Source organism: Cupriavidus sp. PB-02, from assembly GCF_058252315.1.
Genome location: NZ_CM177694.1, coordinates 101910 through 127615 on the forward strand (window position 1 = coordinate 101910; position 25706 = coordinate 127615).

General features: G+C 66.6%; 26 protein-coding genes. 22 read left to right on the forward strand and 4 right to left on the reverse strand.

The features are described 5' to 3' along the window. The first annotated feature begins 69 nt into the window (after window positions 1–69). From AC10V3_RS00490 to AC10V3_RS00500, 3 genes are all read left to right on the forward strand, one after another. A complete protein-coding gene (locus AC10V3_RS00490) occupies window positions 70–1002 on the forward strand; it encodes a DUF3108 domain-containing protein (protein ID WP_051369834.1) in 933 nt (310 codons plus the stop codon). Between the two features lie 50 nt (window positions 1003–1052). Beyond that, window positions 1053–1895: a 3-oxoadipate enol-lactonase gene (gene pcaD, locus AC10V3_RS00495; RefSeq protein ID WP_022533210.1), complete on the forward strand. Its 843-nt coding sequence runs from the start codon at window positions 1053–1055 to the stop codon at window positions 1893–1895. A gap of 225 nt (window positions 1896–2120) precedes the next feature. Beyond that, window positions 2121–2378 (forward strand): BTH_I0359 family protein, encoded by a 258-nt coding sequence (locus AC10V3_RS00500; RefSeq protein WP_018314386.1) that lies wholly within the window; start codon window positions 2121–2123, stop codon window positions 2376–2378. Between the two features lie 72 nt (window positions 2379–2450). Here the strand turns inward: AC10V3_RS00500 and AC10V3_RS00505 are convergent, their stop codons facing one another. After that, complete coding sequence (locus AC10V3_RS00505; protein WP_041681203.1) at window positions 2451–2843, reverse strand: rhodanese-like domain-containing protein; 393 nt, start codon at window positions 2841–2843, stop codon at window positions 2451–2453. Window positions 2844–3058: 215 nt separating this feature from the next. Here AC10V3_RS00505 and AC10V3_RS00510 point away from each other — a divergent pair, with 215 nt between their 5' ends. The 5 genes from AC10V3_RS00510 to AC10V3_RS00530 all read left to right on the forward strand — a co-directional run bounded on the left by AC10V3_RS00510 (window position 3059) and on the right by AC10V3_RS00530 (window position 9030). Continuing rightward, window positions 3059–4117: a homocysteine S-methyltransferase family protein gene (locus tag AC10V3_RS00510; RefSeq protein WP_022533212.1), complete on the forward strand. Its 1059-nt coding sequence runs from the start codon at window positions 3059–3061 to the stop codon at window positions 4115–4117. Between the two features lie 17 nt (window positions 4118–4134). Continuing rightward, complete coding sequence (metH, locus tag AC10V3_RS00515; protein ID WP_022533213.1) at window positions 4135–6882, forward strand: methionine synthase; 2748 nt, start codon at window positions 4135–4137, stop codon at window positions 6880–6882. Between the two features lie 266 nt (window positions 6883–7148). Continuing rightward, window positions 7149–7583, forward strand: coding sequence for a hypothetical protein (locus AC10V3_RS00520; RefSeq protein WP_022533214.1), 435 nt, complete (start codon window positions 7149–7151; stop codon window positions 7581–7583). A 361-nt stretch (window positions 7584–7944) separates the two neighbouring features. Then, window positions 7945–8577 carry a response regulator gene (locus AC10V3_RS00525; protein WP_022533215.1) on the forward strand — a complete coding sequence of 211 codons (633 nt, stop codon included), beginning with the start codon at window positions 7945–7947 and terminating at the stop codon, window positions 8575–8577. A 45-nt stretch (window positions 8578–8622) separates the two neighbouring features. Further along, window positions 8623–9030: a response regulator gene (locus tag AC10V3_RS00530; RefSeq protein WP_022533216.1), complete on the forward strand. Its 408-nt coding sequence runs from the start codon at window positions 8623–8625 to the stop codon at window positions 9028–9030. A gap of 77 nt (window positions 9031–9107) precedes the next feature. On the opposite strand, the gene AC10V3_RS00535 is transcribed toward AC10V3_RS00530, so the two are convergent. Next, a complete protein-coding gene (locus AC10V3_RS00535; protein WP_022533217.1) occupies window positions 9108–10511 on the reverse strand; it encodes a sensor histidine kinase in 1404 nt (467 codons plus the stop codon). A gap of 294 nt (window positions 10512–10805) precedes the next feature. On the opposite strand from AC10V3_RS00535, the gene AC10V3_RS00540 reads away from it, so the two are divergent. After that, entirely contained in the window at window positions 10806–10973 is a 168-nt protein-coding gene (locus AC10V3_RS00540; protein ID WP_010812883.1) for a DUF1328 domain-containing protein, read from the forward strand. Between the two features lie 52 nt (window positions 10974–11025). Then, window positions 11026–11454: a DUF883 family protein gene (locus AC10V3_RS00545; protein WP_022533218.1), complete on the forward strand. Its 429-nt coding sequence runs from the start codon at window positions 11026–11028 to the stop codon at window positions 11452–11454. Window positions 11455–11616: 162 nt separating this feature from the next. Here the strand turns inward: AC10V3_RS00545 and AC10V3_RS00550 are convergent, their stop codons facing one another. Next, entirely contained in the window at window positions 11617–11940 is a 324-nt protein-coding gene (locus tag AC10V3_RS00550) for a DUF1840 domain-containing protein (RefSeq protein WP_022533219.1), read from the reverse strand. A 279-nt stretch (window positions 11941–12219) separates the two neighbouring features. Here AC10V3_RS00550 and argS point away from each other — a divergent pair, with 279 nt between their 5' ends. The 5 genes from argS (at window position 12220) to AC10V3_RS00575 (ending at window position 17422) form a co-directional block, all read left to right on the forward strand. Next, window positions 12220–14007 carry an arginine--tRNA ligase gene (gene argS / locus AC10V3_RS00555; protein ID WP_490922947.1) on the forward strand — a complete coding sequence of 596 codons (1788 nt, stop codon included), beginning with the start codon at window positions 12220–12222 and terminating at the stop codon, window positions 14005–14007. A gap of 126 nt (window positions 14008–14133) precedes the next feature. Then, on the forward strand, window positions 14134–14841 hold the full coding sequence (locus tag AC10V3_RS00560; RefSeq protein ID WP_022533221.1) for an SPOR domain-containing protein: 708 nt from the start codon (window positions 14134–14136) through the stop codon (window positions 14839–14841). A gap of 181 nt (window positions 14842–15022) precedes the next feature. Beyond that, window positions 15023–15658 (forward strand): thiol:disulfide interchange protein DsbA/DsbL, encoded by a 636-nt coding sequence (locus AC10V3_RS00565; protein WP_022533222.1) that lies wholly within the window; start codon window positions 15023–15025, stop codon window positions 15656–15658. Window positions 15659–15779: 121 nt separating this feature from the next. Continuing rightward, the gene (locus tag AC10V3_RS00570; RefSeq protein WP_022533223.1) at window positions 15780–16583 is read left to right on the forward strand and encodes an SDR family oxidoreductase; all 804 of its coding nucleotides are present in this window, start codon (window positions 15780–15782) and stop codon (window positions 16581–16583) included. A gap of 2 nt (window positions 16584–16585) precedes the next feature. Next, window positions 16586–17422: a helical backbone metal receptor gene (locus tag AC10V3_RS00575; RefSeq protein ID WP_490922949.1), complete on the forward strand. Its 837-nt coding sequence runs from the start codon at window positions 16586–16588 to the stop codon at window positions 17420–17422. A 15-nt stretch (window positions 17423–17437) separates the two neighbouring features. Here the strand turns inward: AC10V3_RS00575 and AC10V3_RS00580 are convergent, their stop codons facing one another. Continuing rightward, window positions 17438–18514: an MBL fold metallo-hydrolase gene (locus AC10V3_RS00580; RefSeq protein WP_022533225.1), complete on the reverse strand. Its 1077-nt coding sequence runs from the start codon at window positions 18512–18514 to the stop codon at window positions 17438–17440. A gap of 213 nt (window positions 18515–18727) precedes the next feature. Between AC10V3_RS00580 and AC10V3_RS00585 the strand changes: the two genes are divergently transcribed. The 7 genes from AC10V3_RS00585 to AC10V3_RS00615 all read left to right on the forward strand — a co-directional run bounded on the left by AC10V3_RS00585 (window position 18728) and on the right by AC10V3_RS00615 (window position 25678). Next, window positions 18728–19192 (forward strand): MerR family transcriptional regulator, encoded by a 465-nt coding sequence (locus tag AC10V3_RS00585; protein WP_022533226.1) that lies wholly within the window; start codon window positions 18728–18730, stop codon window positions 19190–19192. A gap of 137 nt (window positions 19193–19329) precedes the next feature. Beyond that, entirely contained in the window at window positions 19330–19806 is a 477-nt protein-coding gene (locus AC10V3_RS00590) for a PaaI family thioesterase (RefSeq protein WP_022533227.1), read from the forward strand. A gap of 55 nt (window positions 19807–19861) precedes the next feature. Beyond that, the gene (locus tag AC10V3_RS00595; protein ID WP_022533228.1) at window positions 19862–21043 is read left to right on the forward strand and encodes an isovaleryl-CoA dehydrogenase; all 1182 of its coding nucleotides are present in this window, start codon (window positions 19862–19864) and stop codon (window positions 21041–21043) included. Between the two features lie 115 nt (window positions 21044–21158). Beyond that, window positions 21159–22994 carry a bifunctional isocitrate dehydrogenase kinase/phosphatase gene (aceK, locus tag AC10V3_RS00600; protein ID WP_022533229.1) on the forward strand — a complete coding sequence of 612 codons (1836 nt, stop codon included), beginning with the start codon at window positions 21159–21161 and terminating at the stop codon, window positions 22992–22994. Continuing rightward, window positions 22991–23662 (forward strand): carbonate dehydratase, encoded by a 672-nt coding sequence (gene can / locus AC10V3_RS00605; protein ID WP_022533230.1) that lies wholly within the window; start codon window positions 22991–22993, stop codon window positions 23660–23662. Before aceK ends, can begins: the two co-directional genes overlap by 4 nt. A gap of 51 nt (window positions 23663–23713) precedes the next feature. Next, window positions 23714–24892 carry an acetyl-CoA C-acetyltransferase gene (locus AC10V3_RS00610; protein ID WP_022533231.1) on the forward strand — a complete coding sequence of 393 codons (1179 nt, stop codon included), beginning with the start codon at window positions 23714–23716 and terminating at the stop codon, window positions 24890–24892. Between the two features lie 105 nt (window positions 24893–24997). Further along, entirely contained in the window at window positions 24998–25678 is a 681-nt protein-coding gene (locus tag AC10V3_RS00615; RefSeq protein WP_022533232.1) for an SDR family oxidoreductase, read from the forward strand. The last annotated feature ends 28 nt before the right edge of the window (window positions 25679–25706 follow it).

Consider the following 25706-nt stretch of genomic DNA (forward strand, 5'->3'; position numbering starts at 1 on the left):
CGACGCTGGATCATCGTCATTGCGCTGGTGCTGCTGGTCCACCTGCTGGCCGTGGTGGGCTTCGTGCGCATGCCGGGGCCGCTGATCCCGGTGGACGTCAGCAACACGCCCACGTTGGAGGCGGTCCTGCTGCCACCACCCAAGCCGCCCGCCCCGCCCAGGCCGCTGCACGCCCCACGTCCGCGCCCGAAACCGGCCGCGCCGGCCCCGGCTCCCGAAACGCAAGAGACGCCTGCGCCACCCCTTGCCACCAGCCCGCACGGCCCGGCCGAGATGGCATCCGGTATGGGTGGCGAAGGCACCGCAGCCGGACCCGCGGTGGCGCAACCCGCCGCACCGAATGGTGGGGGTGCCCCGGACGGCACCCGTTACAACGCGCCGCCATCGGCCACCATGCACTACGCCAGCTTCGTCAACGGCGTGCAGAACCCGGACGGCCTGATCCGCTGGGAGCAGGACGGCAAGCGCTACCGGCTCGCGGTCGAGACCCGTGTGCTGTGGTTCAAGTTTGCCTTCCAAAGCAGCGGCGCGATGGCCGAGCAGGGACTATTGCCCGAGCGCTACGAAGAGCGCCGCCGCAACAAGCTGGAGAGCTCGCGCTTCGACCCCGCGACCGGCATCGCCGTGCTGGCCTCGGGCAGCCAGGCGCAGTTCCCGCCCGGGGCGCAAGACCGCTTCAGTGTGTTCCTGCAACTGGTAGGCCTGGTGCGCGGCAATCCGCAGCGCTACGTCACGCCAGGTGTGACGGAACAGTTCCTTGTGGCCGACACGCGCGATGTGGAACCCATGCAAGTGCAGTATGTTGGAGAGGATGACATCGATACGGGCCATGGCGTGATACGTGCCAAGCACTTCGTGCGGCTGCAGCGCCGCGCCAACGACCGCCGGCGCGTCGAACTGTGGCTGGCCCAGTCGCTCGGCTGGATGCCGGTGCGGCTGCGCCAGACCGAGCCCGACGGGACCCAGATCGACCTGGTATATCGCGGCGCCGAGGGCCAGTAGCCGGCGCGCCGACACTGACTGACGCATTGCCAACAGCAAGGAGCCCAGCCATGACCGTTGCCATGCCACCCGCCGAAACCCACCGCATCCGCGCCGATGGCGCCGACATCTATGTGCGGCTGGACGGTGCCGACGGGCCGTGGGTGATCCTGGCCCACGCGCTGGGCGCCAACCACACGCTGTGGGACGCCACCGCGCAGCACCTGGCCGCGCGCTACCGCGTGGTGCGCCCCGACCTGCGCGGCCACGGCGCCAGCGATGCTCCGCTGGGGCCCTACACCATGACGCGGCTGGCCGACGATGTCATCGCGGTCATGGACGCGCTGGAGATACCGCAGGCGCATTTCTGCGGCATTTCCGTCGGCGGCATGGTCGGGCAGGCGCTGGGGCTGCGCCATGCCGAGCGGCTGTTGTCGCTGGTGCTGGTGGCCACCAACAGCCAGACGCCGATGGAAGCGCACCCGATGTGGCATAACCGCATCGGCCAGGCCGAGGCACACGGCATGGCCGGCATGGCCGACGCCACGCTGGAGCGCTGGCTTACCACCCCGTTCCGGGCGAGCCATCCTGACGAAGTGTCGCGTATCCGCGACATGCTGGTGGCTACCCAAGTGCGCGGATATGTGGGTGTGGCCGAGGCCATCATGGCTTTCGACCTGACCGGCGCGCTTTCCCGCATACATTGTCCTACGCTGGTAGTAGCAGGCGAGCAGGACCAGGGTGCCTCGGTGGCGATGGCGCAGAGCATCGCCGCCGCCATCCCCGGGGCCCGGCTGGAGGTGATGCCGCAGGCGGCGCACCTGGTGCATGTGGAGCAACCCGAGCGCTTCCATGCCGCGCTGGACGCTTTTCTCGGCAACGCCGCATGCGGAGGCCAGTGCGACGTTCCGTGACAAGCAACACACTGATGTAAAACGCTCAAGAAACTTGTTGCATTGGCCGATGCCCAACCTATGTAAGGCAGCAAATCGTGGCAATGTGGTGACCAGCACTGGCAGCTTGATTTCCCGCGGGTCATCCCAAGTTTGGAGGTAAAGCCGCGGCGCCCCCCTCAAGGCATCAACGAGGCAAGAATCACAAGGGCATGCCGCCCATCCATGACGCCCAGGAGGTGTGCCATGCAAATGATCTACAACAGCGACAACTACTGCATCGTTGAATTCGGTGCGGATGTCGATCAGGCGCCGCTTGAGTTCGGTGGCTATGAAATCGTCGACAAGAACCTGAAGCGCGAGATTTTCCTCGGCGGCCATCTGGCCGAAAGCTTCCGCGCCGATGTGAAGCGCCTGATTGAAAGCGAGCCATCCGTGGAGGAAGTCGATGACTTCCTCGGCAAGTTCGACAATGTGATGACACACCCGCTGGTGATGCACTGAGCGGCTTTGCTTCGAATGGTCACGCCCGCTTCGGCGGGCGTTTTTGCTTTTTGCGGGTGCTGCGCGCCGCGCTCAGTACTGCTCCCATGGCAGCCCGTCATGGCGCCAGCCGTTGAGCGTATTGCGGTGGCGCTGCGCGTCGAGGTCACCCTCGAAGCCATGCAGCACATAGCAGACGTTGGAAAACCCCGCCCCTTCCAGCGCCCGCGCCGCCGCCGACGAGCGGTTGCCGCTGCGGCAGATCAGTAGCACCGGACGCGCCGAGACCTGGCCGGCCAGCTTCTTCACCACCGGTACGAAATGCGGATTGACCTCCCAGTCCGGGCCGTCGTTCCACGGCACGTTGTGGGCGCCCTTGGGATGGCCGACGAACAGGTATTCCATCTCGCTGCGGCAGTCGATGAAGAGCGTCTCGGGCGTTTGCTCCAGCAGGGCCTGGGCGTCGGCGGGGGAGAGGTATTGCATGGTCGGGAAAGGAGCGGGCGTGGAAGTGCCCATGCGGTGACGGTTACGTCTCTCAGTGTAGGCGCCAGACCGTCCGACAGGCAACCACGGGCGGCCGCAAGGCCTTGATACACCTGATAAAATCGCTTCTCTTTGGCCAGCATCGGCCACAGCCGCGGCCCACCGTCGTGCCACCATCGGTCGACGGGCGGCTCGCCTTTCCAGAGTTCCCCGCCATGAGTGCCCCTGAATCCCGCGCCACGCCGCGCCCCTACACCCGGGCTGCCGAGCTGCCCCGGCTGCTGCAAGAACGCATCCTGATCCTGGATGGCGCCATGGGCACCATGATCCAGCGCTACAAGCTGACCGAGGCGGACTACCGCGGCGAACGCTTTGCCGAACACAAGGTGGACGTCAAGGGCAACAACGAACTGCTGCTGCTGACGCGCCCGCAGGTCATCAGCGAGATCCACGAGCAATACCTGGCTGCCGGCGCCGACCTGATCGAGACCAATACCTTCGGCGCTACCCGCGTGGCGCAGGAAGACTACAAGATGGCCGACCTGGCGTACGAGATGAACGTCGAGGCCGCGCGCCTGGCGCGCGCCGCCTGCGACAAGTACAGCACGCCCGACAAGCCGCGCTTTGTTGCCGGCGCCTTCGGCCCCACGCCCAAGACCGCCAGCATCTCGCCCGACGTCAACGACCCGGGCGCGCGCAACGTGACCTTCGAAGAGCTGCGCGTCTCATACTACGAGCAGGGCAAGGCCTTGCTCGAAGGCGGCGCCGATGTGTTCCTGGTCGAGACCATCTTCGACACGCTCAACGCCAAGGCGGCACTGTTCGCCATCGACCAGCTCTTTGAGGACACCGGCGAACGCGTGCCGGTGATGATCTCGGGCACCGTCACCGATGCCTCGGGCCGCATCCTGTCGGGCCAGACAGTGGAAGCGTTCTGGAACAGCCTGCGCCACGCCCGGCCGATCACCTTCGGCCTGAACTGCGCGCTTGGCGCCACGCTGATGCGCCCGTATATCGCCGAACTGGCCAAGGTTTGTGATGCCGCGGTGTCGTGCTACCCCAACGCGGGTTTGCCGAACCCGATGAGCGACACGGGCTTCGACGAAACGCCTGAAGTCACTTCGTCGCTGGTGGAAGAATTCGCCGCTTCCGGCCTGGTGAACCTGGTGGGCGGCTGCTGTGGCACCACCCCCGAGCATATCGCCGCCATCGCCCAGCGCGTGGCAGATAAGACCCCCCGCACCTGGCCCGGCCAGTATCGCGACGCCGCCTGAGCCCGGAGCCTGAGAACATGAGCGACAACAAACTGCCCCCCCGCCCGATGCGCCTCTCGGGCCTCGAGCCCTTCACCATCGACGACGACACGCTGTTCGTCAACGTCGGCGAACGCACCAACGTGACCGGCTCCAAGGCCTTCGCGCGCATGATCCTGAACGGCCAGTTCGACGAGGCGCTGGCGGTGGCGCGCCAGCAGGTCGAGAACGGCGCGCAGGTCATCGACATCAATATGGACGAGGCCATGCTGGACTCGAAGGCCGCGATGGTTCGCTTCCTGAACCTGATCGCTTCCGAGCCGGACATCGCGCGCGTGCCGATCATGATCGACTCGTCCAAGTGGGAAGTGATCGAGGCCGGCCTGCAGTGCGTGCAGGGCAAGCCGGTGGTGAACTCGATCTCGCTGAAAGAGGGCGAGGAGCAGTTCCGCCACCACGCCGAGCTGATCCGCCGCTATGGCGCGGCCAGCGTGGTGATGGCCTTCGACGAGAAGGGCCAGGCCGACACGTATGAGCGCAAGACCGAGATCTGCAAGCGCAGCTATGACATCCTGGTCAATGAAGTCGGCTTCCCGCCGGAAGACATCATCTTCGACCCGAATATCTTCGCGGTCGCGACCGGCATCGAGGAACACAACAACTACGCGGTCGACTTCATCAACGCCACGCGCTGGATCAAGCAGAACCTGCCGTACGCCAAAGTGAGCGGCGGCGTGTCCAACGTGTCGTTCTCGTTCCGCGGCAACGACACGGTGCGCGAGGCGATCCACACCGTGTTCCTCTACCACGCTATCGGCGCGGGCATGGACATGGGCATCGTCAACGCCGGCCAGCTCGGCGTGTACGACCAGCTCGATCCCGAGCTGCGCGAGCGCGTGGAAGACGTGGTCCTCAACCGTCGCGAAGATTCCACCGATCGCCTGCTGGAGATTGCAGACCGCTACAAGGGCGGCGGCGCGAAGAAGGAAGAGAACCTGGCCTGGCGCGGCACGCCCGAGCAGCCGGTGCCGGTGGGCGAACGCCTGGCGCACGCGCTGGTGCATGGCATTAACACCTTTATCGTCGAAGACACCGAGGAAGTTCGCCAGCAAGTCGAGGCGCGCGGCGGCCGTCCGATCGAGGTGATCGAAGGCCCGCTGATGGATGGCATGAACATCGTCGGCGACCTGTTCGGCGCCGGCAAGATGTTCCTGCCGCAGGTGGTCAAGAGCGCCCGCGTGATGAAGCAGGCGGTGGCGCACCTGCTGCCCTACATCGAGGAAGAGAAGCGCCTGCTGGCCGAGGCCGGCGGCGACGTCAAGGCGCGCGGCAAGATCGTGATCGCCACGGTCAAGGGCGATGTGCACGACATCGGCAAGAACATCGTGTCGGTGGTGCTCCAGTGCAATAACTTCGAGGTGGTCAACATGGGCGTGATGGTCCCGTGCAACGAGATCCTGGCCAAGGCCAAGGTCGAGGGCGCGGACATCGTCGGCCTGTCGGGCCTGATCACGCCGTCGCTCGAAGAGATGGCCTACGTCGCCTCGGAGATGCAGCGCGACGACTACTTCCGCGTAAAGAAGATCCCGCTGCTGATCGGCGGCGCCACCACCTCGCGCGTGCATACCGCGGTCAAGATCGCGCCCAACTATGAAGGTCCGGTGGTGTACGTGCCGGACGCCTCGCGCTCGGTCAGCGTGGCCTCGAGCCTGCTGTCGGATGACGGCGCGGCCAAGTACCTGGACGAGCTGAAGGCCGACTACGACCGCATCCGCACCCAGCACGCCAACAAGAAAGCCACGCCGATGGTGACGCTGGCGCAGGCACGCGCGAACAAGACGCCGCTCGACTGGAGCGGCTACGTGCCGCACAAGCCCAAGTTCATCGGCCGGCGCGTGTTCCGCAACTACGACCTGGCCGAACTCGCCAACTACATCGACTGGGGCCCGTTCTTCCAGACCTGGGACCTGGCCGGCAAATTCCCCGACATTCTCAACGACGAGATCGTCGGCGAATCGGCGCGCCGCGTGTTCTCGGACGGCAAGGCCATGCTGTCGCGCCTGATCCAGGGGCGCTGGCTGACCGCCAACGGCGTGATCGCGCTGCTGCCGGCCAACACCGTCAACGACGACGATATCGAGATCTACACCGATGAGACCCGCAGCAAGGTCGCGCTGACCTGGCACAACGTGCGCCAGCAGAGCGAGCGCCCGGTGGTGGACGGCGTGCGCCGCCCGAACCGCTGCCTGGCGGACTTCGTGGCACCGAAGGACAGCGGCATCGCCGACTACGTCGGCATGTTCGCGGTCACCGCGGGCCTGGGCGTGGACAAGAAGGAAGCGCAGTTCGAAGCCGACCACGACGACTACAGCGCGATCATGCTCAAGTCGTTGGCCGACCGCCTCGCCGAGGCCTTCGCCGAATGCCTGCACGAGCGTGTGCGCAAGGACCTGTGGGGCTATGACGCGGGCGAACAGCTCAGCAACGAGCAGCTGATTGCCGAGTCGTACCGCGGCATCCGCCCCGCGCCCGGCTATCCGGCCTGTCCAGAGCACACCGTCAAGGGCCCGATGTTCGAATTCCTCGACGCGGCCGAGATCGGCATGGGCATCACCGAGTCGCTGGCAATGACCCCGGCCGCTTCGGTCAGCGGCTTCTACCTGGCGCATCCCGACTCGACCTACTTCACCATCGGCAAGATCGGCCAGGACCAGCTCGACGACATGGCGGCGCGCCGCCATGAAGACCGCTCGACGCTGGAGCGCGCACTCGCGCCCAACCTGTAACCGCGTGCGACGGCGGGGCGGTGCCGATATCGGCACCGCCCCGCTGCGCGGGGCCTTGATGCAGCAGGGAAAACCAGCGTGGCAGGCCGCATCCGCCGCATGTCGGCGTTGTTTGCGGCGCAACACAACTCCTTACACAGCCTTTCAACTCCTCACAGACCGGTGCAGCCCCGGTCCCTAGACTGAGGGCTCGATTCACGCAAACACCACGGCGTGAACACCGCAGCGAATGTTTCGTTGCGGGGCACCCTGAAAGGAGTCCTTCCATGAAGAAACTGCTGATCTCCCTGTCCGCTCTGTCGCTCGCCGCTGCTTCCTCGCTCGCCATGGCACAAGGCACCGGCGTCTCCGTGGGTACGAAGGCCGATGCGGGCGCTTCGGTGAACGCAGCGCCGGCAACTGGCGCCGCGCAGTCGGGCCTGTCCACCGCGGGCAGCGCGGCCGAGAAGGGCCTGTCGACCGCCGGTGCGGCAACTGACAAGGGCCTGTCGGCAGCGGGTACGGCAGCGGACAAGGGCCTGTCGACCGCCGGCGCGGCGGTAGACAAGACCACCGGCGCCGCGGCCGACACCACGGGTGCGGCCAAGGCCGAGGCCGGCAGCAAGGCCAAGTCCGGCAAGCACGCCGCCAAGTCGACCAAGAAGTCGAAGGCCGACGCCAGCGTGGGCGTGGGTGCCGAAGCAGGCGCCAAGGCGCAGTAATCCCCTGCAGTACTAGCCCTCTGCAGTCACCGGCGCCAGGACCCTCCCGGGATTCTCCCAACCCCTGACGCGCCGCAGCAAAGCGGGACGGATCGCATCCGTCCCGCTTTGCGTTTGTGCGTGCGCTGGTGCGTGCAATTGTGCGCGGCGATCCGGCAAGCCGGCACCCGGCGCGGCGTGCGTGCCGCCTGGCCCGTGCCCCATGTGCTGCGTACGCGTTGTGGCCGCACGTCATTGTCAGCCTGACACTGACAGCCCGCGCGCGCGGCCGGCACTACAATGACAGCAACGCAAGCGGTTCCGCCTGCACCCCGACGTGCACCGGGCAGTGTGCCGGTCCGTTCTATCCGTGGAGCCCCACATGATCCGCGTCCTGATCGCTGACGATCACGAGATTGTGCGTGCCGGGCTGCGCCAGTTCATTTCCGAAGAGCCCGACATCCAGGTGACAGGCGAAGCCGGAAGCGGCGACCAAGTCATGGCGAAGCTGCGCGACGCCGAGTTCGATGTCCTAGTTCTCGACATTTCGATGCCTGACCGCAATGGCATCGACGTGCTCAAGCTGATCCGCCAGCGCAAGCCCGACCTGCCCGTCCTGATCCTGTCCACCTACCCGGAAGACCAGTACGCGATCAACCTGATCCGTGCCGGCGCCTCCGGCTACCTGACCAAGGAGAGCGCCCCGGACGACCTGGTCAAGGCCATCCGCACGGTGGCCCAGGGGCGGCGTTACGTGAGCGCGACCGTGGCCGACCTGCTGATCGGCGGGCTCGACAAGCCCACCGAGCAGCCGGTGCACCAGATGCTGTCCGAGCGCGAGTTCCAGATCTTCTGCAAGCTTTCGCGCGGGCAGTCCGTGTCGGTGATCGCCGACGAACTGTTTCTCAGCGTCAAGACCGTCAGTACCTATCGTTCCCGCATCCTCGAAAAAATGGGCATGAAGACCAACGCGGACCTGACTTACTACGCCATCAAAAACGGCCTGGTCGAGTAGCAGCCCGCGGCTGGGCTGTGCCGAACCGGGCGAGCAACCTTGAATATGTCGGAGCAGGCTTCGAACACTTCCTACCGGGCGCTGAGCATACTGCTGATTGAAGACTCGGCGGTCCTGCGAGGCATGCTGCTCGAATACCTGAAAGACTTCTCGTTTATCGAGAACGTGGACTGGGCCGATACCGAGGCGATGGCCCTGCGCCTGCTCGCGGCCGGCAAGTACGATGTCGCCATTGTCGACCTGCAGCTGCGCCAGGGTAACGGCATCAATGTGCTGCGCGCGATGCAGCGCAACGGCTCCGGCACGGTGCGCATCGTCTACACCAACCATGCCCAGGTCGACATGTACCGGCGCCAGTGCGCCGAGGCCGGGGCGGACTACTTCTTCGACAAGTCGCTCGAACTGGAGCAGGTGTTCCGCGTGATCGAGGAACACGCGGCGCCCGCGCCCTGATACCAGGCGGCGCGATGCACGTCCGTGCGCCCGGCCACGCAGGCCGCGCGCGTCTCGCTTGATTCCTGCCTCGCCCCTCAGGCGCGCGCCGGCTCCTGGCTTTCCGGTTCCTCCGCCGGCTGCAGCACCGACGCCGTCAGCGGCACCTCGACATGGATGCGTACGCCCGAGTGCGCCGCGGAATCGATCTGCATGCTGCCGCCCAGCGCGGTGACGCGCTGCTCCATGCCCAGCAGCCCGTGGTGGCCTGAGGTGCTGACCGCGTCGAAGTCGGGCGGCATGCCCTTGCCATCGTCGCGCACGGTCAGCGTCAGCCGGTCGTCGTGGCATTCCAGGCAGACGTCGATGCGCTTCGCCTCGGAGTACTTGCTGGCGTTGGTCAGCGATTCCTGCACGATCCGGTACAGCGCGATGGCAGCCTCGTCGCGCAGCGGCGGCAGGTCCTCGGGCACGCTGACCCCGGTTTCCCAGTTGTTGCGCGCGCCTACTTCCTCCACCAGCTGGCACACCGCCGCGCGCAGACCCAGGTTGAGCAGCACCGTCGGGCGCAGGTCCTCGATCAGGCGGCGCTTGATCTGGATGCCCTGGTCCACGTGCAGCATCACGCGCGTGAGCCGCTCGGCGGCCACCGCGTGTTCCTGCTGTATCTGACGGCGCACCCAGTGCAGGTCCAGCTTGATCGCGGTCAGGATCGCGCCCAGCTCGTCGTGCAGCTCGCGCGCCAGGCGCGTTTTCTCGTCTTCGGTCACGCGCTGCAGGTGGCCCGCCAGTGCCGACAGCTGGCGCGTGCGCGCGCGCACCTTGCGGTCCAGCTTCACGCTTTCCTCTTCCAGCTGGGTGCGCGCCGCCTCGGCCATCGACAGCCGCTTGGCATGGCCCACGCCCACGGCCATCAGCAGGATGATGTTGATCGCCGTCAGCAGGCCGATGCCGTAGCGCGACAGCTGCACATCGTTCTCGGCGCCTTCGAGCCGGTGCGAAACCGAGCCCGCCTCGCGCGCCTGCAGCTGGTCCAGCCCGCGGCGCGCGTTGTCCATGGTCTGCTTGCCGTAGTCGGTGCGGATCAGCTCCAGCGCCACTTCCAGGTCGCGCTTGCCGTACACCAGCGTCAGCGCCATTTCGTTGAGCTTGCTGTTGATCAGCTTGGAGGTGTCGCCGAAGAGCTTCAGCGCCTCCGGGTCGTTGGCGTAGTCGGCGCGGACCTGCGCCATCAGCTCGGCAATGCGGGGCAGGGCCTTGTAGTACGGCTCCAGGTAGCTTTCCTTGCCGGTCAGCAGGAAGCCGCGCTGACCCGCCTCGGCGTTGACCAGCTCGCCGTTGAGCGCGGCCAGCTCGGTCTGCACGCGCTGCGAACGAATCACGTCGGTATAGCTTTCGCGCAGGCGGATATTGCCGGTCTCGGACGCCACCAGCACTACCAGCGTCAGGACGATGCCGCCCGCGAGCAGCAGCGTGTGGGGAAGGAAGGACTGCTTGAACATAGGGCAATTCCTGTAGTGGAGGCGCGCCGCCTGCCCGCGCAGCGCCAGGGAGCGCTTATGGAATCACATCGATTGCCATGGGGCAACAGCGGCGCCGTGGTTGCGCGGCCACGGCGCTGTCGGGGCTATAGGGTGGTTGTAGGACTCGGCTGACAGCGGAATCGGCTCCCTGTCGGTATTGGCGCGCCGGCTGGCTTCCTACGATGAGGCTATGAGCTTGCACCGCTTGGCGCAAGCCCTCACATGGGCCCGGCCAGTGCGCTGGCGTGGTCCGACATTTTCCGGAGCCTAGCCATGCTGCAGTATGCACTCGTATTTTTCGTCATTGCCCTGATCGCCGCGATCTTCGGCTTCGGCGGTATTGCCGCCGGTGCAGTGGAAATCGCCAAGATCCTGTTCTTCATCTTCCTGGTCGTGGCGCTGGTTGCGGCCGTGATGGGCCTGGTCCGCAGAGGACGCTAAGTACCGGCCGCGAGCCGGTTTCTCCCCGCCGACCGACACCTGAGGAGCCCGTATGCTGACGCAGAACCCGAAAGTCCGAAAGGAACTGAACCACTTGTCCGACAGTGCCGACAGCGCTATCAGCCATATCAAGCACGCCGCGCGCGACACGCGCGAAGCGGCGGCGCCGGTATCGGGCGAGGTCAAGGCCCTGATCACCCAGCTGGAGCACACCATTCAAGTGCTGGCGCACGAAGGCTCGGCCGAGAGCCTGCGTGCGGGGCAGCGCCTGCGCGAACGGGCCTCGGAAATGGCCCAGCGCCTGCGCGCCCAGACCACCGACGGCGTGATGCGCGCACGCGAACGCATGGACGGTGCCGTGGAGCACTCGCGCCAGCGTGTGGCTGAATCCCCTCTCAAGGCAGTGGCGCTCGCCGCTGCCGTGGGGGCGCTGATCGGTTTGCTGCTGGCCAACGGCCGCCACCATAGCGATGAGGAATAGGCCCGGCCAGCGATAAGACGAATGACTGGGGGCCGACGGCTCCCGGCAGGAATCCCCCTTTCCGGAACCCTCGTCCGGAAGCCCGGCAACCCTACTGCGGAGCCGGGCGTTTTTTTGTGCGCGCGGCAATCCGTGCCGGGCGCAACCGGGCGTCTTATCCCGTCACACACCCCACATCACGTTGGTCCCCTCACGCTGCGAGGCGCGCAGCATGTCCAGGAACGGGTAGGCGCGCTGGCCCAGGTGCAGCGGTTCTTCCTCTTCTTCGTCCTTGCCAGTTTCCGCTGCGACGGCCGAGTCGGCGGGATGGGGCTTGCGGGCATCGGCGACCGCGGCTTCCAGCTTGTGGATCGCGGTTGGAAGCTCTTCAACGGTGATCACCCCTCGTTCCCCGAGACGCTTGCCGATGATGCCCAGCAGCGTCATCGCCAGATCCTTCATCATGATCAGGTCCTGCGCGGCATGGGATTTGAAGGTGATCAGCATGATGTGTATTCCTTTCACGGAAGTGCGGCGCGCGGCGGTCCCGGGGGCGGGATGCCACGCCGATAGTGGCCCCGAATGTGGCCCGGATTGTGGCCCGGGGCCATCATCGCGCATGATGTCAGCATAGCACCTGATAAAATTCGGCGTTCCCGATTCCAATGCCTGTCACGCGGCGCGGCGCGGCGTTCACTGTTCCTTTGCCGTCACTTGCCGCCTTCCTGGCGACGGCGCCGCCCAAGGCGGCGCCTGAATACCTAGCCCACAGGGCTTCCGACATCCATGCTGCCTGTTCAGACCTCCAATCTCGCCGCTGCGTTCACCGATGCCGTGCGCGCGCTCGCCCCGGCCGATGCCACCCTGCCCGCCGTCACCTTCGAGCGGCCCAAGGTGGCCGCCCATGGCGACCTCGCCTGCAATGTCGCCATGCAGGTCGCGCGTGCGCTCAAGAGCAACCCGCGCGAGCTGGCGCAGCGTATCGTCGCCGCCGTGCAGGCCGACGCGCGCGCGCAGGGCCTGGTCGAGGGCCTGGAGATCGCCGGCCCCGGCTTCATCAACCTGCGCCTGACGCCCGCGGCCAAGGCCGACGTGCTGCGCGCGGTGCTGACCGAGGGCGACCACTACGGCGCGCGCGAACGCGGCGTGCACGGCCAGGTGCTGGTGGAGTTCGTCTCGGCCAACCCGACCGGCCCGCTGCACGTCGGCCACGGCCGCCAGGCGGCGCTGGGCGATGCGCTGGCCAACCTGCTGTCCTGGCAGGGCTTCCACGTGCACCGCGAGTTCTACTACAACGACGCCGGCGTGCAGATCCAGACCCTGGCGCTGTCGGTGCAGGCGCGCGCGCGCGGCCTGAAGCCGGGCGACGCCGACTGGCCCGAGGCCGCCTACAACGGCGACTACATCGCCGATATCGCCGCTGACTTCCTCGCTGGCAAGACCGTCAGCGCCTCCGATGGCGAGCCGGTCACCGCCTCGGGCAACGTCGAGGACATCGACTCGATCCGCAAGTTTGCCGTCACCTACCTGCGCAACGAGCAGGACATCGATCTGCAGGCCTTCGGCGTCAAGTTCGACCGCTACTACCTGGAGTCGTCGCTGTACAGCGACGGCCGCGTCGAAGCCGCGGTGCAGTCGCTGGTTGCCAAGGGCAAGACCTACGAGAGCGAGGGCGCGCTGTGGCTGCGCACCACCGACGACGGCGACGACAAGGACCGCGTGATGAAGAAGAGCGACGGCACCTATACGTACTTCGTGCCGGATGTGGCCTACCACACCACCAAGTGGGAGCGCGGCTTCACCAAGGTCATCAACGTGCAGGGCAGCGACCACCACGGCACCATCGCGCGCGTGCGCGCTGGCCTGCAGGGCCTGGACATGGGCATCCCGCAGGGCTACCCCGACTACGTGCTGCACAAGATGGTCACCGTGATGAAGGACGGCGAGGAGGTCAAGATCTCCAAACGCGCCGGCTCCTATGTCACCGTGCGCGACCTGATCGAATGGTCCAACGGCGGCGACGAGACTATCCGCGGCTGCCTGGAGCAGGGCGTCGCCGACTGGGCGGAGCACTTCACCCGCGGCCGCGACGCAGTGCGCTTCTTCCTGCTGTCGCGCAAGGCCGATACCGAGTTCGTGTTCGACGTCGACCTGGCGCTCAAGCAGAACGACGAGAACCCGGTGTACTACGTGCAGTACGCGCATGCCCGGATCTGCTCGATCTTCGAGTCGTGGGGTGGCGCGGACTGGGAAGGCTGCCTGGCCGAACTGGCCGGCGCCGACCTGTCGGCCGTGACCGGTCCCGAGGCCAGCGCGCAGGCGCAGGCGCTGGGCCGCCGCCTGGCGGAATTCCCGGACATGCTGTCGGCCGCCGCCGCCGAGCTGGCGCCGCACGCGGTCGCCTTCTACCTGCGCGACCTGGCTGGCGACTTCCACGCCTTCTACAACGCCGACCGCGTGCTGGTGGACGACGAGGCCGTCAAGCGCGCCCGGCTGGCGCTGCTGGCCGCCACGCGCCAGGTGCTGCGCAACGGCCTGGCGGTGATCGGCGTCTCGGCGCCGCGCCGCATGTAAGGAAGCGCCCGGCGCCACGCCGGGTGCGCAAATGGGGCCGCGCGGAGCGCGCAGCCCCGGGGAAACAGCCGGTGCTGCCCGTGGCGGCACTGGCCCTATAATCCCGGCATCACCAAAGAGGACTTCATGCAACAGCAACGCAAGCGCGACGCGCGCAAGGTCCGCCGCAGCCAGCAGCGCGGCGGTACGTTCCTGGGCCTGGTGCTCGGGCTGATCGTCGGGCTGGCCATCGCCGTGGTGGTCGCCCTGTACATCACCAAGTCGCCGACGCCGTTCCAGCAGAAGAGCGCCCCGCGGCCGAGCGAGCCCGGCAATGTCGCCAGCCAGCTCCCGCCGCCGGCCCAGCGTGCCGACGAGGGCCCGAGCGACCCCAACAAGCCGCTGTGGAGCAAGACGCCGGCCAAGCCGGTGGGCCAGGCGCCCGAGCCGGAACCGAAGCAGAACGGCCAGCAACCCCCGGTGGCCGTCGCCCGTCCGCCCGAGAAGCCGGTGGAAAAGCCCGTGGAGAAGCCGGCTGACAAGCCCGTCGCCACCAAGCCGGCCGAGAAGCCGGTGGCCGACCCGATCGCCGAGATCGCCCAGGCCGACGCCAACAAGGTGGGCTACCTGCTGCAGGTGGGCGCGTTTCGCTCGTCGGACGACGCCGACCGCCAGAAAGCCAATCTGGCGATGCAGGGCTTTGAAGCCAGGATCACCGAGCGCGACGTCAACGGCGTCAAGATGTACCGCGTGCGCATGGGGCCGTTCAATCGCATCGAGGACATGAACAAGACGCGCGAGCGGCTGCAGTCGTCGGGCTTCGAGGCCTCCGTGATCCGCTTTACCAAGCAGTAAGCCGGACCGCAGGGTCAGGCGTTATCCCGGGTGGCTGTGGCGGATTGCCGCAGCGCCTGGTGGCTGATTAATACCCGGTAACCACCGCAACACCTTGTCACGGCCGCGGCCGGCGTCCCGCTGAACCGGACGCCGCCGCCGCTGTCATACGCTCATCGTCCAAACCGCAAGGCCGCACCAAATGAAGAAACTCGCCGCACTATTCGCCATGTTCGCCGCCGTGGGCGGCCTGCTGATGTCCGCCCCGTCCCAGGCGGCGCCCGCCGAGGGCAAGGAATACCAGGTCCTGAAGACGGCCCAGCCGGTCACGCCGGGCAAGATCGAGGTCACCGAGTTCTTCTGGTACGGCTGCCCGCACTGCTTTGAATTCGAGCCCGACCTGGAAGCCTGGGTCAAGAAGCAGGGCAACAACGTGGTGTTCAAGCGCGTGCCGGTCGCCTTCCGCGACGACCTGATGCCGCACACCAAGATCTTCTATGCGCTGGAAGCCATCGGCAAGCTCGACGCGATGCACCTCAAGGTCTTCAACGCCATCCACGTCGACCGCAAGCGCATGCTCGACCCCAACGAGATCGCCGACTTCATGGCCAAGAACGGCGTGGACCGCAAGGCCTTCCTGGACGCGTACAACTCGTTCACGGTGACCACCAACTCGCAGCGCGCCAACAAGATCGCCGACGCCTACAAGATCGACGGCGTGCCGACCGTGGTGGTGCAGGGCAAGTACGTGACCTCGCCGTCGATCGCCGGCAACAAGACCAGCGCGGTCCAGGCCATGGATTACCTGGTGGAGCAGGTCAAGGCCAAGAAGATGTAATGGTTGCCGGCGGCCTCCCGCAGGCCGCTGGTTTTCTCCTCTCTCCCGCTTGCGTCGCTTGCGGGAGAGGGAGCCCACCAGTGGTATTGTCAGGGTAACCGAAACTCCCCGCACCCCGACGATGCGTCCCCTGAAAGTCTTCCTCACCGGCGCCTCCAGCGGACTAGGCCAGGCCCTCGCGCGCGAATACGCGTCGCAAGGCGCCATCCTCGGCCTGGTGGCGCGCCGCGAGGACGCGTTGCGCGAGTTCGTCGCCACGCTGCCCAACCCGGGCGCGGTGCGCGTCTATGGTGCCGATGTGCGCGACGCCGACGCCATGGCGCGCGCGGCGGAAGACTTCCTCGGCCATTTCGGCTGCCCTGACGTGGTGATTGCCAATGCCGGCGTCTCGGTCGGCACGGTCGCCAGCGAGCGCGAAGATCTCGACGCCTTCCGCCAGGTGATGGACACCAACTGGTTCGGCCTGCTGACCACCTTCCAGCCCTTCATGCATGCGATGCAGGCGCGCGAGCCCGGGCACTTCGGGCGGCGCGGCACGCTGGTGGGCATCGCCAGCGTCGCCGGCGTGCGCGGCTTGCCGGGCGCTGGCGCATACAGCGCCTCCAAGTCGGCGGTGATCAAGCTGCTGGAGAGCCTGCGCCTGGAGCAACGCGAGCACGGCATCCGCGTGGTCACGATCGCGCCGGGCTATATCCGTACGCCGATGACCGCGCACAACCCCTACCGGATGCCGTTCCTGACCGATGCCGACGTGTTCGCGCGCAAGGCGGTCCGCGTCATTGCCGCCGGACGGCGCTTCCGTGTGATTCCGTGGCCGATGGGTGTGGTGGCGGCGCTGCTGCACGTGATGCCGCGTTGGCTGTATGACGCGCTGGCCGCGGGCGCACCGCGCAAGCCCCGGCGCGCAGAAAGCCAGGAGCCCTGACCATGTGGCGCGACGCCATCGGCCAACAGCACGCCGCCGCCAGCGGCGAGGTGCGCATCGCCTCGCTGGTGCCGTCAGTGACCGAGCTGCTGTTTGCGCTCGGGCTGGGCGAGCAGATGGTGGCGCGCACCGGCTTCTGCATCCACCCGGAGCCGGCCGTGCGCGCGGTGCCCAAGGTGGGCGGCACCAAGGACGTGAAAATGGCGCGGCTGCGCGAGCTGGCGCCCACGCACGTGGTGGTCAATATCGACGAGAACCGGCGCGAGACCGTGGATGAGATCCGCAGCTTCGTGCCCAACGTGATCGTCACCCATCCGTGCGCGCCGGAAGACAACCTCGGCCTGTACCGGCTGCTCGGCAGCATCTTCGGACGCCACACCCAGGCCGAGGCGCTCTGCACCGCGCTGCAAGCCGAGCTGGATGCGATCCGCGCACGCCCCTGGCCGCCGCGCCGCGTACTGTACGCAATCTGGCAGGACCCGTGGATGACGGTGTCGCGCGACACCTATATCAGCCGCATGCTGGCGCTGGCCAACTGGCAGACCTGGCCGGAGCCCGCCGACGGCACGCCGCAGGCGTGCGTCGATGGCGATTGCAGCCGCCCCAACACGCCCGGCGAACGCTATCCCACCTTCCGCTGGAGCGACGCCCTGGTGCGCGAGCTCGACCTGGTGATGCTGTCGACCGAGCCCTACCGCTTTACCGAAGACCACGCCGACGCGCTCGAGCGCCAGCTCGGCAAGCCGGTGCTGCTGGTCGATGGCGAGATGCTGTCGTGGTACGGCAGCCGCGCCGTGGACGGCGTGCACTACCTGGCGGCGCTGGCCGCCGCCAACTAGGGTCCCGGCTCAGGTTCAGGCCGCGCGGAAGCGGATCACGCCGTCATCGCCCGTTTCCCTTACCAGTTCGCCGCGGTGCCACAGGCAATGCAGGTGCGCCAGCGACTCGCCCATGGCGAAGGTCATCTGGTGGATATCGAACTGGCGCTTGAAGATCACGCTGACGATGTCGTGCGCGCTGCAGGCTTTCTCGCGGCACGCTTCCAGTGTCTCGGCGAGCCGGTCGACATGGTGCTCGCGCAGCTGGGTGATACGGGTATGCAGGTTGCGGAAGGGGCGGCCGTGCGAGGGCAGGATCAGCACGTCCTGCGGCAGCGGCTCGTACTTGCCGAGCGAATCCAGGTAGAGCTGCAGCGAATTGCCTTCGGGCTCCATGTCGAACACGCTGACGTTGGTCGAGATGCGCGGCAGCACCATGTCGCCGGAGATCAGCACGTTGGTGGCTTCGTTATACAGCGCCACGTGCTCGGGCGAATGGCCGAAGCCGGTGATCACGCGCCAGCCGGACGTGGCCGCATCGGTGCCGATGCGCACCGTGTCGCCCGCCATCATCCGGCGGTACTGCGCCGGCAGGTCGGGCACCAGCGACGGGTAGTAGGTCTTGCGCGCGCGCAGCTTTTCCTGGCTGTCTGGATCGGTCAGGCCGTGCAGCGCGAAGTGCGCGGCGGCTGCTTCGCCGCCCGCGCTGGAGCCGGCGCCGGTGCCGCTGCCCATCACGCGCGCGCTCATGTAGTCGCCCAGGCTCATCCACAGCCGCACGCCGAAGCGCTTGCACAGCCAGTGCGCCAGGCCGACGTGGTCGGGGTGGCTGTGCGTGACCAGCACGCGCACCACCGGCAGGCCATCCAGCTCATTGGCGAAAATGGTCTCCCAGTGGCCCTTGATGACATCGTTGGTGATGCCGCAATCGATGATGGTCCAGCCCTCGCGGCCGTCCAGGCGGTCGCGCACCAGCCACAGGTTGATATGGTCGAGCGCGAACGGCAGCGGCATGCGCAGCCAGTAGACGCCGGGGGCGACCTGTTGTTTGGTGCCGGGCTCGGGCATGGTGTCGCCGAACGGGTATTGGAGCTGGTGTTCGAGTGCGTTCATGAGGAGTCTCTTGGTCGAAGCCTTGTGCCGGAGGATCGGGGATCGGGGGCAGGCGGGCTTTCTCGTTGCTGCGTCAGGCCCTGGGGGCGTATAAGCGCTAGTTGCCAGTCGCCGGAGTTGACGCTAACGTAAACGTCAATTCAAGCGGTTCGTCTCCATCTTAAGCGAAAACTTGATTCCGCAACGAACGACCGTTCACTTCCTGGGCGCACCATGGCAGTCACGCAATCCCCCGGCTCCGCCACCTACACCATCACCGATCTCGCCCGCGAGTTCGACGTCACGCCCCGCGCCATTCGTTTCTACGAGGACCAGGGCCTGCTGTCGCCGGAGCGCGAGGGTCCGGGCGGGCGCAAGCGCGTCTACAACGGCCGTGAGCGCACCAGGCTGAAGCTGACGCTGCGCGGCAAGCGGTTAGGGCTCACTCTCAATGAGATCCGTGAGATCCTTGATCTTTACGAGTCGCCGCGCGACACCGCCCCGCAACTGGAGCGCTTCCTGCACTCGCTGGCTGACCACCGCCGCGCGCTCGAGCGCCAGTTGGAAGACCTGCAGGCACAATTGGCCGAGATCGACCAGCACGAGCGCCAGTGCAGGGCGCTGCTGGCCGCGCAGACCGGCGGCAAGACCTCGCCGGCGGAGGGCGGCGATGCGCCGGCCCGCAACCGATCGGCCTGATACAGCACTTCGTCCGGCATCCGTGCCGGACGGGATTGACGTTTACGTAAACGTAAATAGAATACCCGGACAGCCCGCCACTACGGCGGCGCGCCGTGCCTTAACGCCTTCATCGGCCTTCACACCGGAAACCCGCCATGACGTCCTCCAACGCCTGTGCCGTCCCCGCTGAACCCGAAGCACTGTCCGCCACGCGCGCCGACGCCATCGCCACCAGTTTCTCGCGCCAGGGGCTGATGACCAGCTTCGGCGCCACGCTGCAGCGGGTGGAGCGCGGCGAGGTCGAGATCGCGATGCCGTGGTCCGAGGGCGTGACCCAGCAGCACGGCTTCTTCCACGGCGGCGCGGTGGGCGCGCTGGCCGACAGCGCCTGCGGCTACGCCGCGCTGTCGATGGTGGGCGAGGGCGAGGCGGGCCTGACCGCCGAATACAAGATCAACCTGCTGTCCCCCGCCCAGGGCGAACGCCTGGTGGCGGTGGGCCGCGTCCTCAAGCCCGGGCGCACGCTGATCGTGGCGCAGGGCGAGGTCTACGTCGAGCAGGCCGGCCGCCGCAAGCAGGTGGCCACCATGCTGATGACGCTTTGCGTGGTCCGCACCCTGGACCACGTCTGAACCGCCTATCCGGCGACAAAAACACGACACACACCGAATCCAACAGGAGACCATCATGACCGAACTGCCAGGCCTGAAATTCGATCTGGGCGAAGACATCGAGATGCTGCGCGATTCCGTGCGCGCCTGGGCCCAGGCCGAACTGGCCCCGCGCGCTGCCGAGATCGACCGCACCGACCAGTTCCCGATGGACGCCTGGAAGAAGATGGGCGACCTCGGCGTGCTCGGCATCACCGTGGCCGAGGAATACGGCGGCGCCAACATGGGCTACCTGGCGCACATGATCGCGATGGAAGAAATCAGCCGCGCCTCGGCCTCGGTCGGCCTGTCCTACGGCGCGCACTCCAACCTGTGCGTGAACCAGATCCACCGCAACGGCACGCCGGCGCAGAAGGCCAAGTACCTGCCCAAGCTGGTGTCGGGCGAATGGATCGGCGCGCTGGCGATGAGCGAGCCCAACGCCGGCTCGGACGTGGTCAGCATGAAGCTGCGCGCGGAGCTCAAGGGCGACCGCTACGTGCTCAACGGCACCAAGATGTGGATCACCAACGGCCCGGACTGCGATGTGCTGGTGGTTTACGCCAAGACCGAGCCCGACCTGGGCGCGCGCGGCATGACCGCGTTTATCGTCGAGAAGGGCATGAAGGGCTTCTCGGTGGCGCAAAAGCTGGACAAGCTGGGCATGCGCGGCTCGCATACCGGCGAGCTGGTGTTCCAGGACGTGGAAGTGCCGGTCGAGAACATCCTGGGCGCCGAGAATGGCGGCGCCAAGGTGCTGATGAGCGGGCTGGACTATGAGCGCGCGGTGTTGTCGGGCGGCCCGGTCGGCATCATGCAGGCCTGCATGGACGTGGTTACGCCGTATATCCATGACCGCAAGCAGTTCGGCCAGAGCATCGGCGAGTTCCAGCTGATCCAGGGCAAGGTGGCGGACATGTACACCACGCTGCAGGCCGCGCGCAGCTACCTGTACACGGTCGGCAAGAACCTGGACGGACTCGGCAGCGACCACGTGCGCCAGGTGCGCAAGGACTGCGCCGCGGTGATCCTGTACACGGCCGAGAAGGCCACCTGGATGGCGGGTGAGACCGTACAAATCCTGGGCGGCAACGGCTATATCAATGAGTACCCCGCCGGCCGGCTGTGGCGCGACGCCAAGCTGTACGAGATCGGCGCCGGTACCTCGGAGATCCGCCGGATGCTGATCGGCCGCGAACTGTTCGCCGAAACGATGTAAGCCAGGCCAGTCATACGGCGCGGGGCGCCGAAATCACCCGGAGCCCCCGCCCGAACCCATTTACAATCTCACTACCCGTCGCAAGACCGCCGCGCCAGCCGCCCCCCGTCGACCCATGTCCCACTTCCCCAAACTGCTTTCCTCGCAGATTGCCTACGATGTGGCGAGAACGATGCTCGACGGGTTCGACAAGCACTACCGTTTGTTCCGCGAGGTCAGCCACCAGGCCAAGATCAAGTTCGAGGCCGGCGACTGGCACGGGCTGCAGCAGATCCAGCGCGACCGCATCGCGTTCTACAACGAGCGCGTGCGCGAGTCGAGCGTCATCCTCGAAGACGAATACGACGCCGAGAATATCGAGGACGAGATCTGGCAGCAGATCAAGCTGCACTACATCGGCCTGCTGACCAACCATCACCAGCCCGAACTGGCCGAGACCTTCTTCAACTCGGTCTGTACGCGCATCCTGCACCGCTCGTACTTCAACAACGGTTTCATCTTCGTGCGCCCGGCGATCTCGACCGAATACATCGAGAACGAGGAATCGCCCACGCGCCCGACTTTCCGTGCCTACTATCCGGGCAGCCGCGAGGGCATGGCGGCGTGCTTCGAGCGCATCGTGCACAACTTCCAGCTCGAGCGCCCGTTCGAAGACCTTCAGCGCGACATCAGCTACGTGGTGCGCGCGGTCGGCGAGCATTTCGGCGACCTGCGCATCGCGCCGAATTTCCAGATCCATACGCTGTCGTCGCTGTTCTTCCGCAACAAGGCGGCCTTCATCATCGGCCGCATCCTGAACGGCGACCGCACTTTCCCGCTGGCGATTCCGGTGCTGCATGGCCCCTCGGGCAAGCTGATGCTGGACACGGTGCTGCTGAAAAAGGAACAGCTGCTGATCCTGTTTTCGTTCACGCATTCCTACTTCATGGTCGACATGGAGATCCCGTCGGCCTACGTGACCTTCCTGCGCGACATCATGCCGCGCAAGCCGCGCGCGGAGATCTATACCTCGCTGGGTCTGCAGAAGCAGGGCAAGAACCTGTTCTACCGCGACTTCCTGCACCACCTGCAGCATTCGTCGGACAAGTTCATCGTCGCGCCCGGCATCCGCGGGCTGGTGATGCTGGTGTTCACGCTGCCGTCGTACCCGTACGTGTTCAAGGTCATCAAGGACTTTTTCCCGGCGCCCAAGGAAACCACGCGCGAGCTGGTCAAGTCCAAGTACCAGCTGGTCAAGCAGCACGACCGCGTCGGCCGCATGGCGGATACGCTGGAGTACTCCGACGTGGCCTTCCCGCGGTCGCGCTTCGACGATGCGCTGGTGCGCGAGTTCGAGCAGCACGCGCCGTCGATGATCGAATACCAGCGCGGCAAGGACGGCGGCGAGGAGATCGTGGTGCGCCACGTCTATATCGAGCGTCGCATGACGCCGTTGAACATCTACCTGCAGGAGGGCACCGACGAGCAGGTCGAGCACGGCGTGCTCGAATACGGCAACGCCATCAAGGAGCTGATGGACGCGAACATCTTCCCCGGCGACATGCTGTACAAGAACTTCGGCGTCACGCGCCACGGGCGCGTGGTGTTCTACGACTACGACGAGATCGAGTACCTGACCGACTGCAATATCCGCCACGTGCCGCAGCCGCGCAACGAGGAAGAGGAGATGTCGGGCGAAGTCTGGTACACGGTGCGTCCGCACGATATTTTCCCAGAGACCTTCCGCACCTTCCTGCTGGGCGATCCGCGCGTGCGCGCGGCGTTCCTGCGCCATCATGCGGATTTTTTCGAGCCTGCCATGTGGCAGGGCCACAAGGACCGGCTGCTGGCCGGACATGTTCATGACTTCTTTGCCTATCAGAGTACAGAGCGATTCATCCACCGTTACGGCGACACTGGCGGCGCACCTGGTGCCGCAGCTGACGCCGGTCCTGCAAGGAGAGTCGCATGATTGACGCCATTGCCCAGCTGTTCCGCAACAACCGTGAGTGGGTCGACCGTGTCAACGCGGAGGACCCGACGTTCTTCACCCGGCTGGCCAACCAGCAGGCGCCGGAATACCTGTGGATCGGCTGCTCCGATTCGCGCGTGCCGGCCAACCAGATCCTGGGGCTCGCTCCGGGCGAAGTGTTCGTCCACCGCAATATCGCCAACGTGGTCGCGCACAGTGACCTGAACGCGCTGTCGGTGATCCAGTTCGCGGTGGAAGTGCTGAAGGTGCGCCACATCACCGTGGTCGGCCACTACGGCTGCGGTGGCGTCAAGGTAGCGCTCAAGCGCGAGCGCATCGGGCTGGCCGACAACTGGCTGCGCCATGTGCGCGACGTCGCCGACAAGCACGAGGCTTACCTCGGCACGCTGCTGCGCGAAGACGACGCCCATACCCGGCTGTGCGAGCTCAACGTGATCGAGCAGGTCAACAACGTCTGCCAGACCACGGTGATCCAGGACGCCTGGTCGCGCGGCCAGGCCGTGACCGTGCATGGCTGGGTCTACGGCGTGTCCGATGGCCTGCTGCGCGACCTGGGCATGGCCGCCAGCAACAACGACGAACTGCACGCGCAACTGGCCGCGGCTTACCGCCAGTACGGCGACCCGCCGCAGGCATCGATCCGCTGACCGCTGCCGCAACGAATACCGCTTCATCAACACCGATCCAGGAGACCCGACATGGAAGAGATCGTCATCGTTTCAGCCGCCCGCACGCCAATGGCTGCGTTCCAGGGCGAATTCGCCAGCGTCACCGCGCCGCAACTGGGCGCCGTGGCCATCCGCGCCGCCGTCGAGCGCGCCGGCCTGAAGCCCGAGCAGGTGGAAGAAGTGGTGTTCGGCTGCGTGCTGCCCGCCGGCCAGGGCCAGGCGCCGGCGCGTCAGGCGGCGCTGGGCGCGGGCCTGCCGCTGGGCGTGGGCTGCACCACCGTCAACAAGATGTGCGGCTCGGGCATGCGCGCGGCGATGACCGTCTTTGACGGCCTCATTGCAGGCTCGTTCGAGGTCGCCGTCGCCGGCGGCATGGAGAGCATGACCAACGCCCCGTACCTGATTCCGAAGGGGCGCGGCGGCTACCGCATCGGCCACGGCATGATCTATGACCACATGATGCTGGACGGCCTGGAAGACGCCTATGAGAAGGGCCGCGCCATGGGCACCTTCGGCGAGGACTGCGCCGCCAAGTACGGTTTCACGCGCGAGCAGCAGGACACCTTTGCGATGGAAAGCGTGCGCCGCGCGCAGCAGGCTACCGAGAACGGCGACTTCCGCTGGGAGATCGCGCCGGTGACCGTGTCCGGCAAGGGCGGCGACACCGTGATCGACACCGACGAAGGCCCGCGCCGCATTAAGCTGGACAAGATCCCGTCGCTGAAGCCTGCCTTCGCCAAAGACGGCACCATCACCGCCGCCTCGTCGTCGTCCATCAACGACGGCGCCTCGGCGCTGGTGATGATGCGCGCCTCCACCGCGAAAAAGCTCGGCCTGCAGCCGATCGCCCGCATGCTCGGCCACACCACCCATGCGCAGGCACCGGGCTTGTTTGCCACCGCACCGGTGGAGGCCATCGCCAAGCTGTACCGCAAGCTGGACTGGACCACCGACAGCGTCGACCTGTTCGAGATCAACGAGGCTTTCGCCGTGGTGCCGATGGCCGCCATGCAGGACCTCAAGATCCCGCGCGACAAGGTCAATATCAACGGCGGCGCCTGCGCGCTGGGCCACCCGATCGGCGCCTCCGGCGCGCGCATCATGACCACGCTGATCGGCGCGCTGCGCAAGACGGGTGGCAAGCGTGGTGTGGCGAGCTTGTGCATTGGTGGTGGTGAAGCGACCGCGGTGGGGATCGAAATCCTCTAACACGCCCTCTCCCGCTTGTATTCTCCCCTCTCCCGCTCGCGGGAGAGGGGTGCAAAGACCCAGGCAGTCCGCTGAACCTACGCACCCAGACAAAGGAGCACAGCCTTGCCAACCGTCCTGATCCTCGGTGCCTCGCGCGGCATCGGCCTTGAATTCGTGCGCCAGTACCGTGCCGACGGCTGGCGCGTCATTGCGGCGGCACGCACGCCCGAAGGCGTCGGCGCGCTGCAGGCGCTCGGCGCCGAAGCCCACCAGGTCGACCTGTCCGATGCCGGCGCGGTCGCGGGCCTGGGCTGGAAGCTCGACGGCGAAGCCCTCGACGTGGCGATCTACAACGCCGGCGTGCTGGGTCCGCGCACGGAAGGCGCGCAACCGGTCACGCCGCAGGAGTTCGACCAGGTGATGCACGTCAACGTGCTGGGCCCGATGATGGCGCTGCCGCTGCTGCTGCCTTATGTCGAAGCCGGCCAGTCCGGCCATGGCGGCGTGCTGGCGGTGCTGTCCTCGCGCATGGGCAGCATCGGCGCGATGGAGCACAACACCAGCTGGCTGTACCGCGTCAGCAAGGCCGGCGCCAATGCGGCGCTGCGCGCGGTGTCGCTGGATGCGCGCCACGCCACCTGCGTCGCGCTGCACCCGGGCTGGGTCAAGACCGACATGGGCGGCCAGGAAGCCGACCTGACCGTGCAGCAGAGCGTCAAAGGCATGCGCCAGGTGCTGGCCGGCGTCAAGCGGCGCGATAACGGCACTTTCCATAACTACGACGGCACGCCCATCCCCTGGTAAGCGCGCCCGCATACCGATCACCGAACCG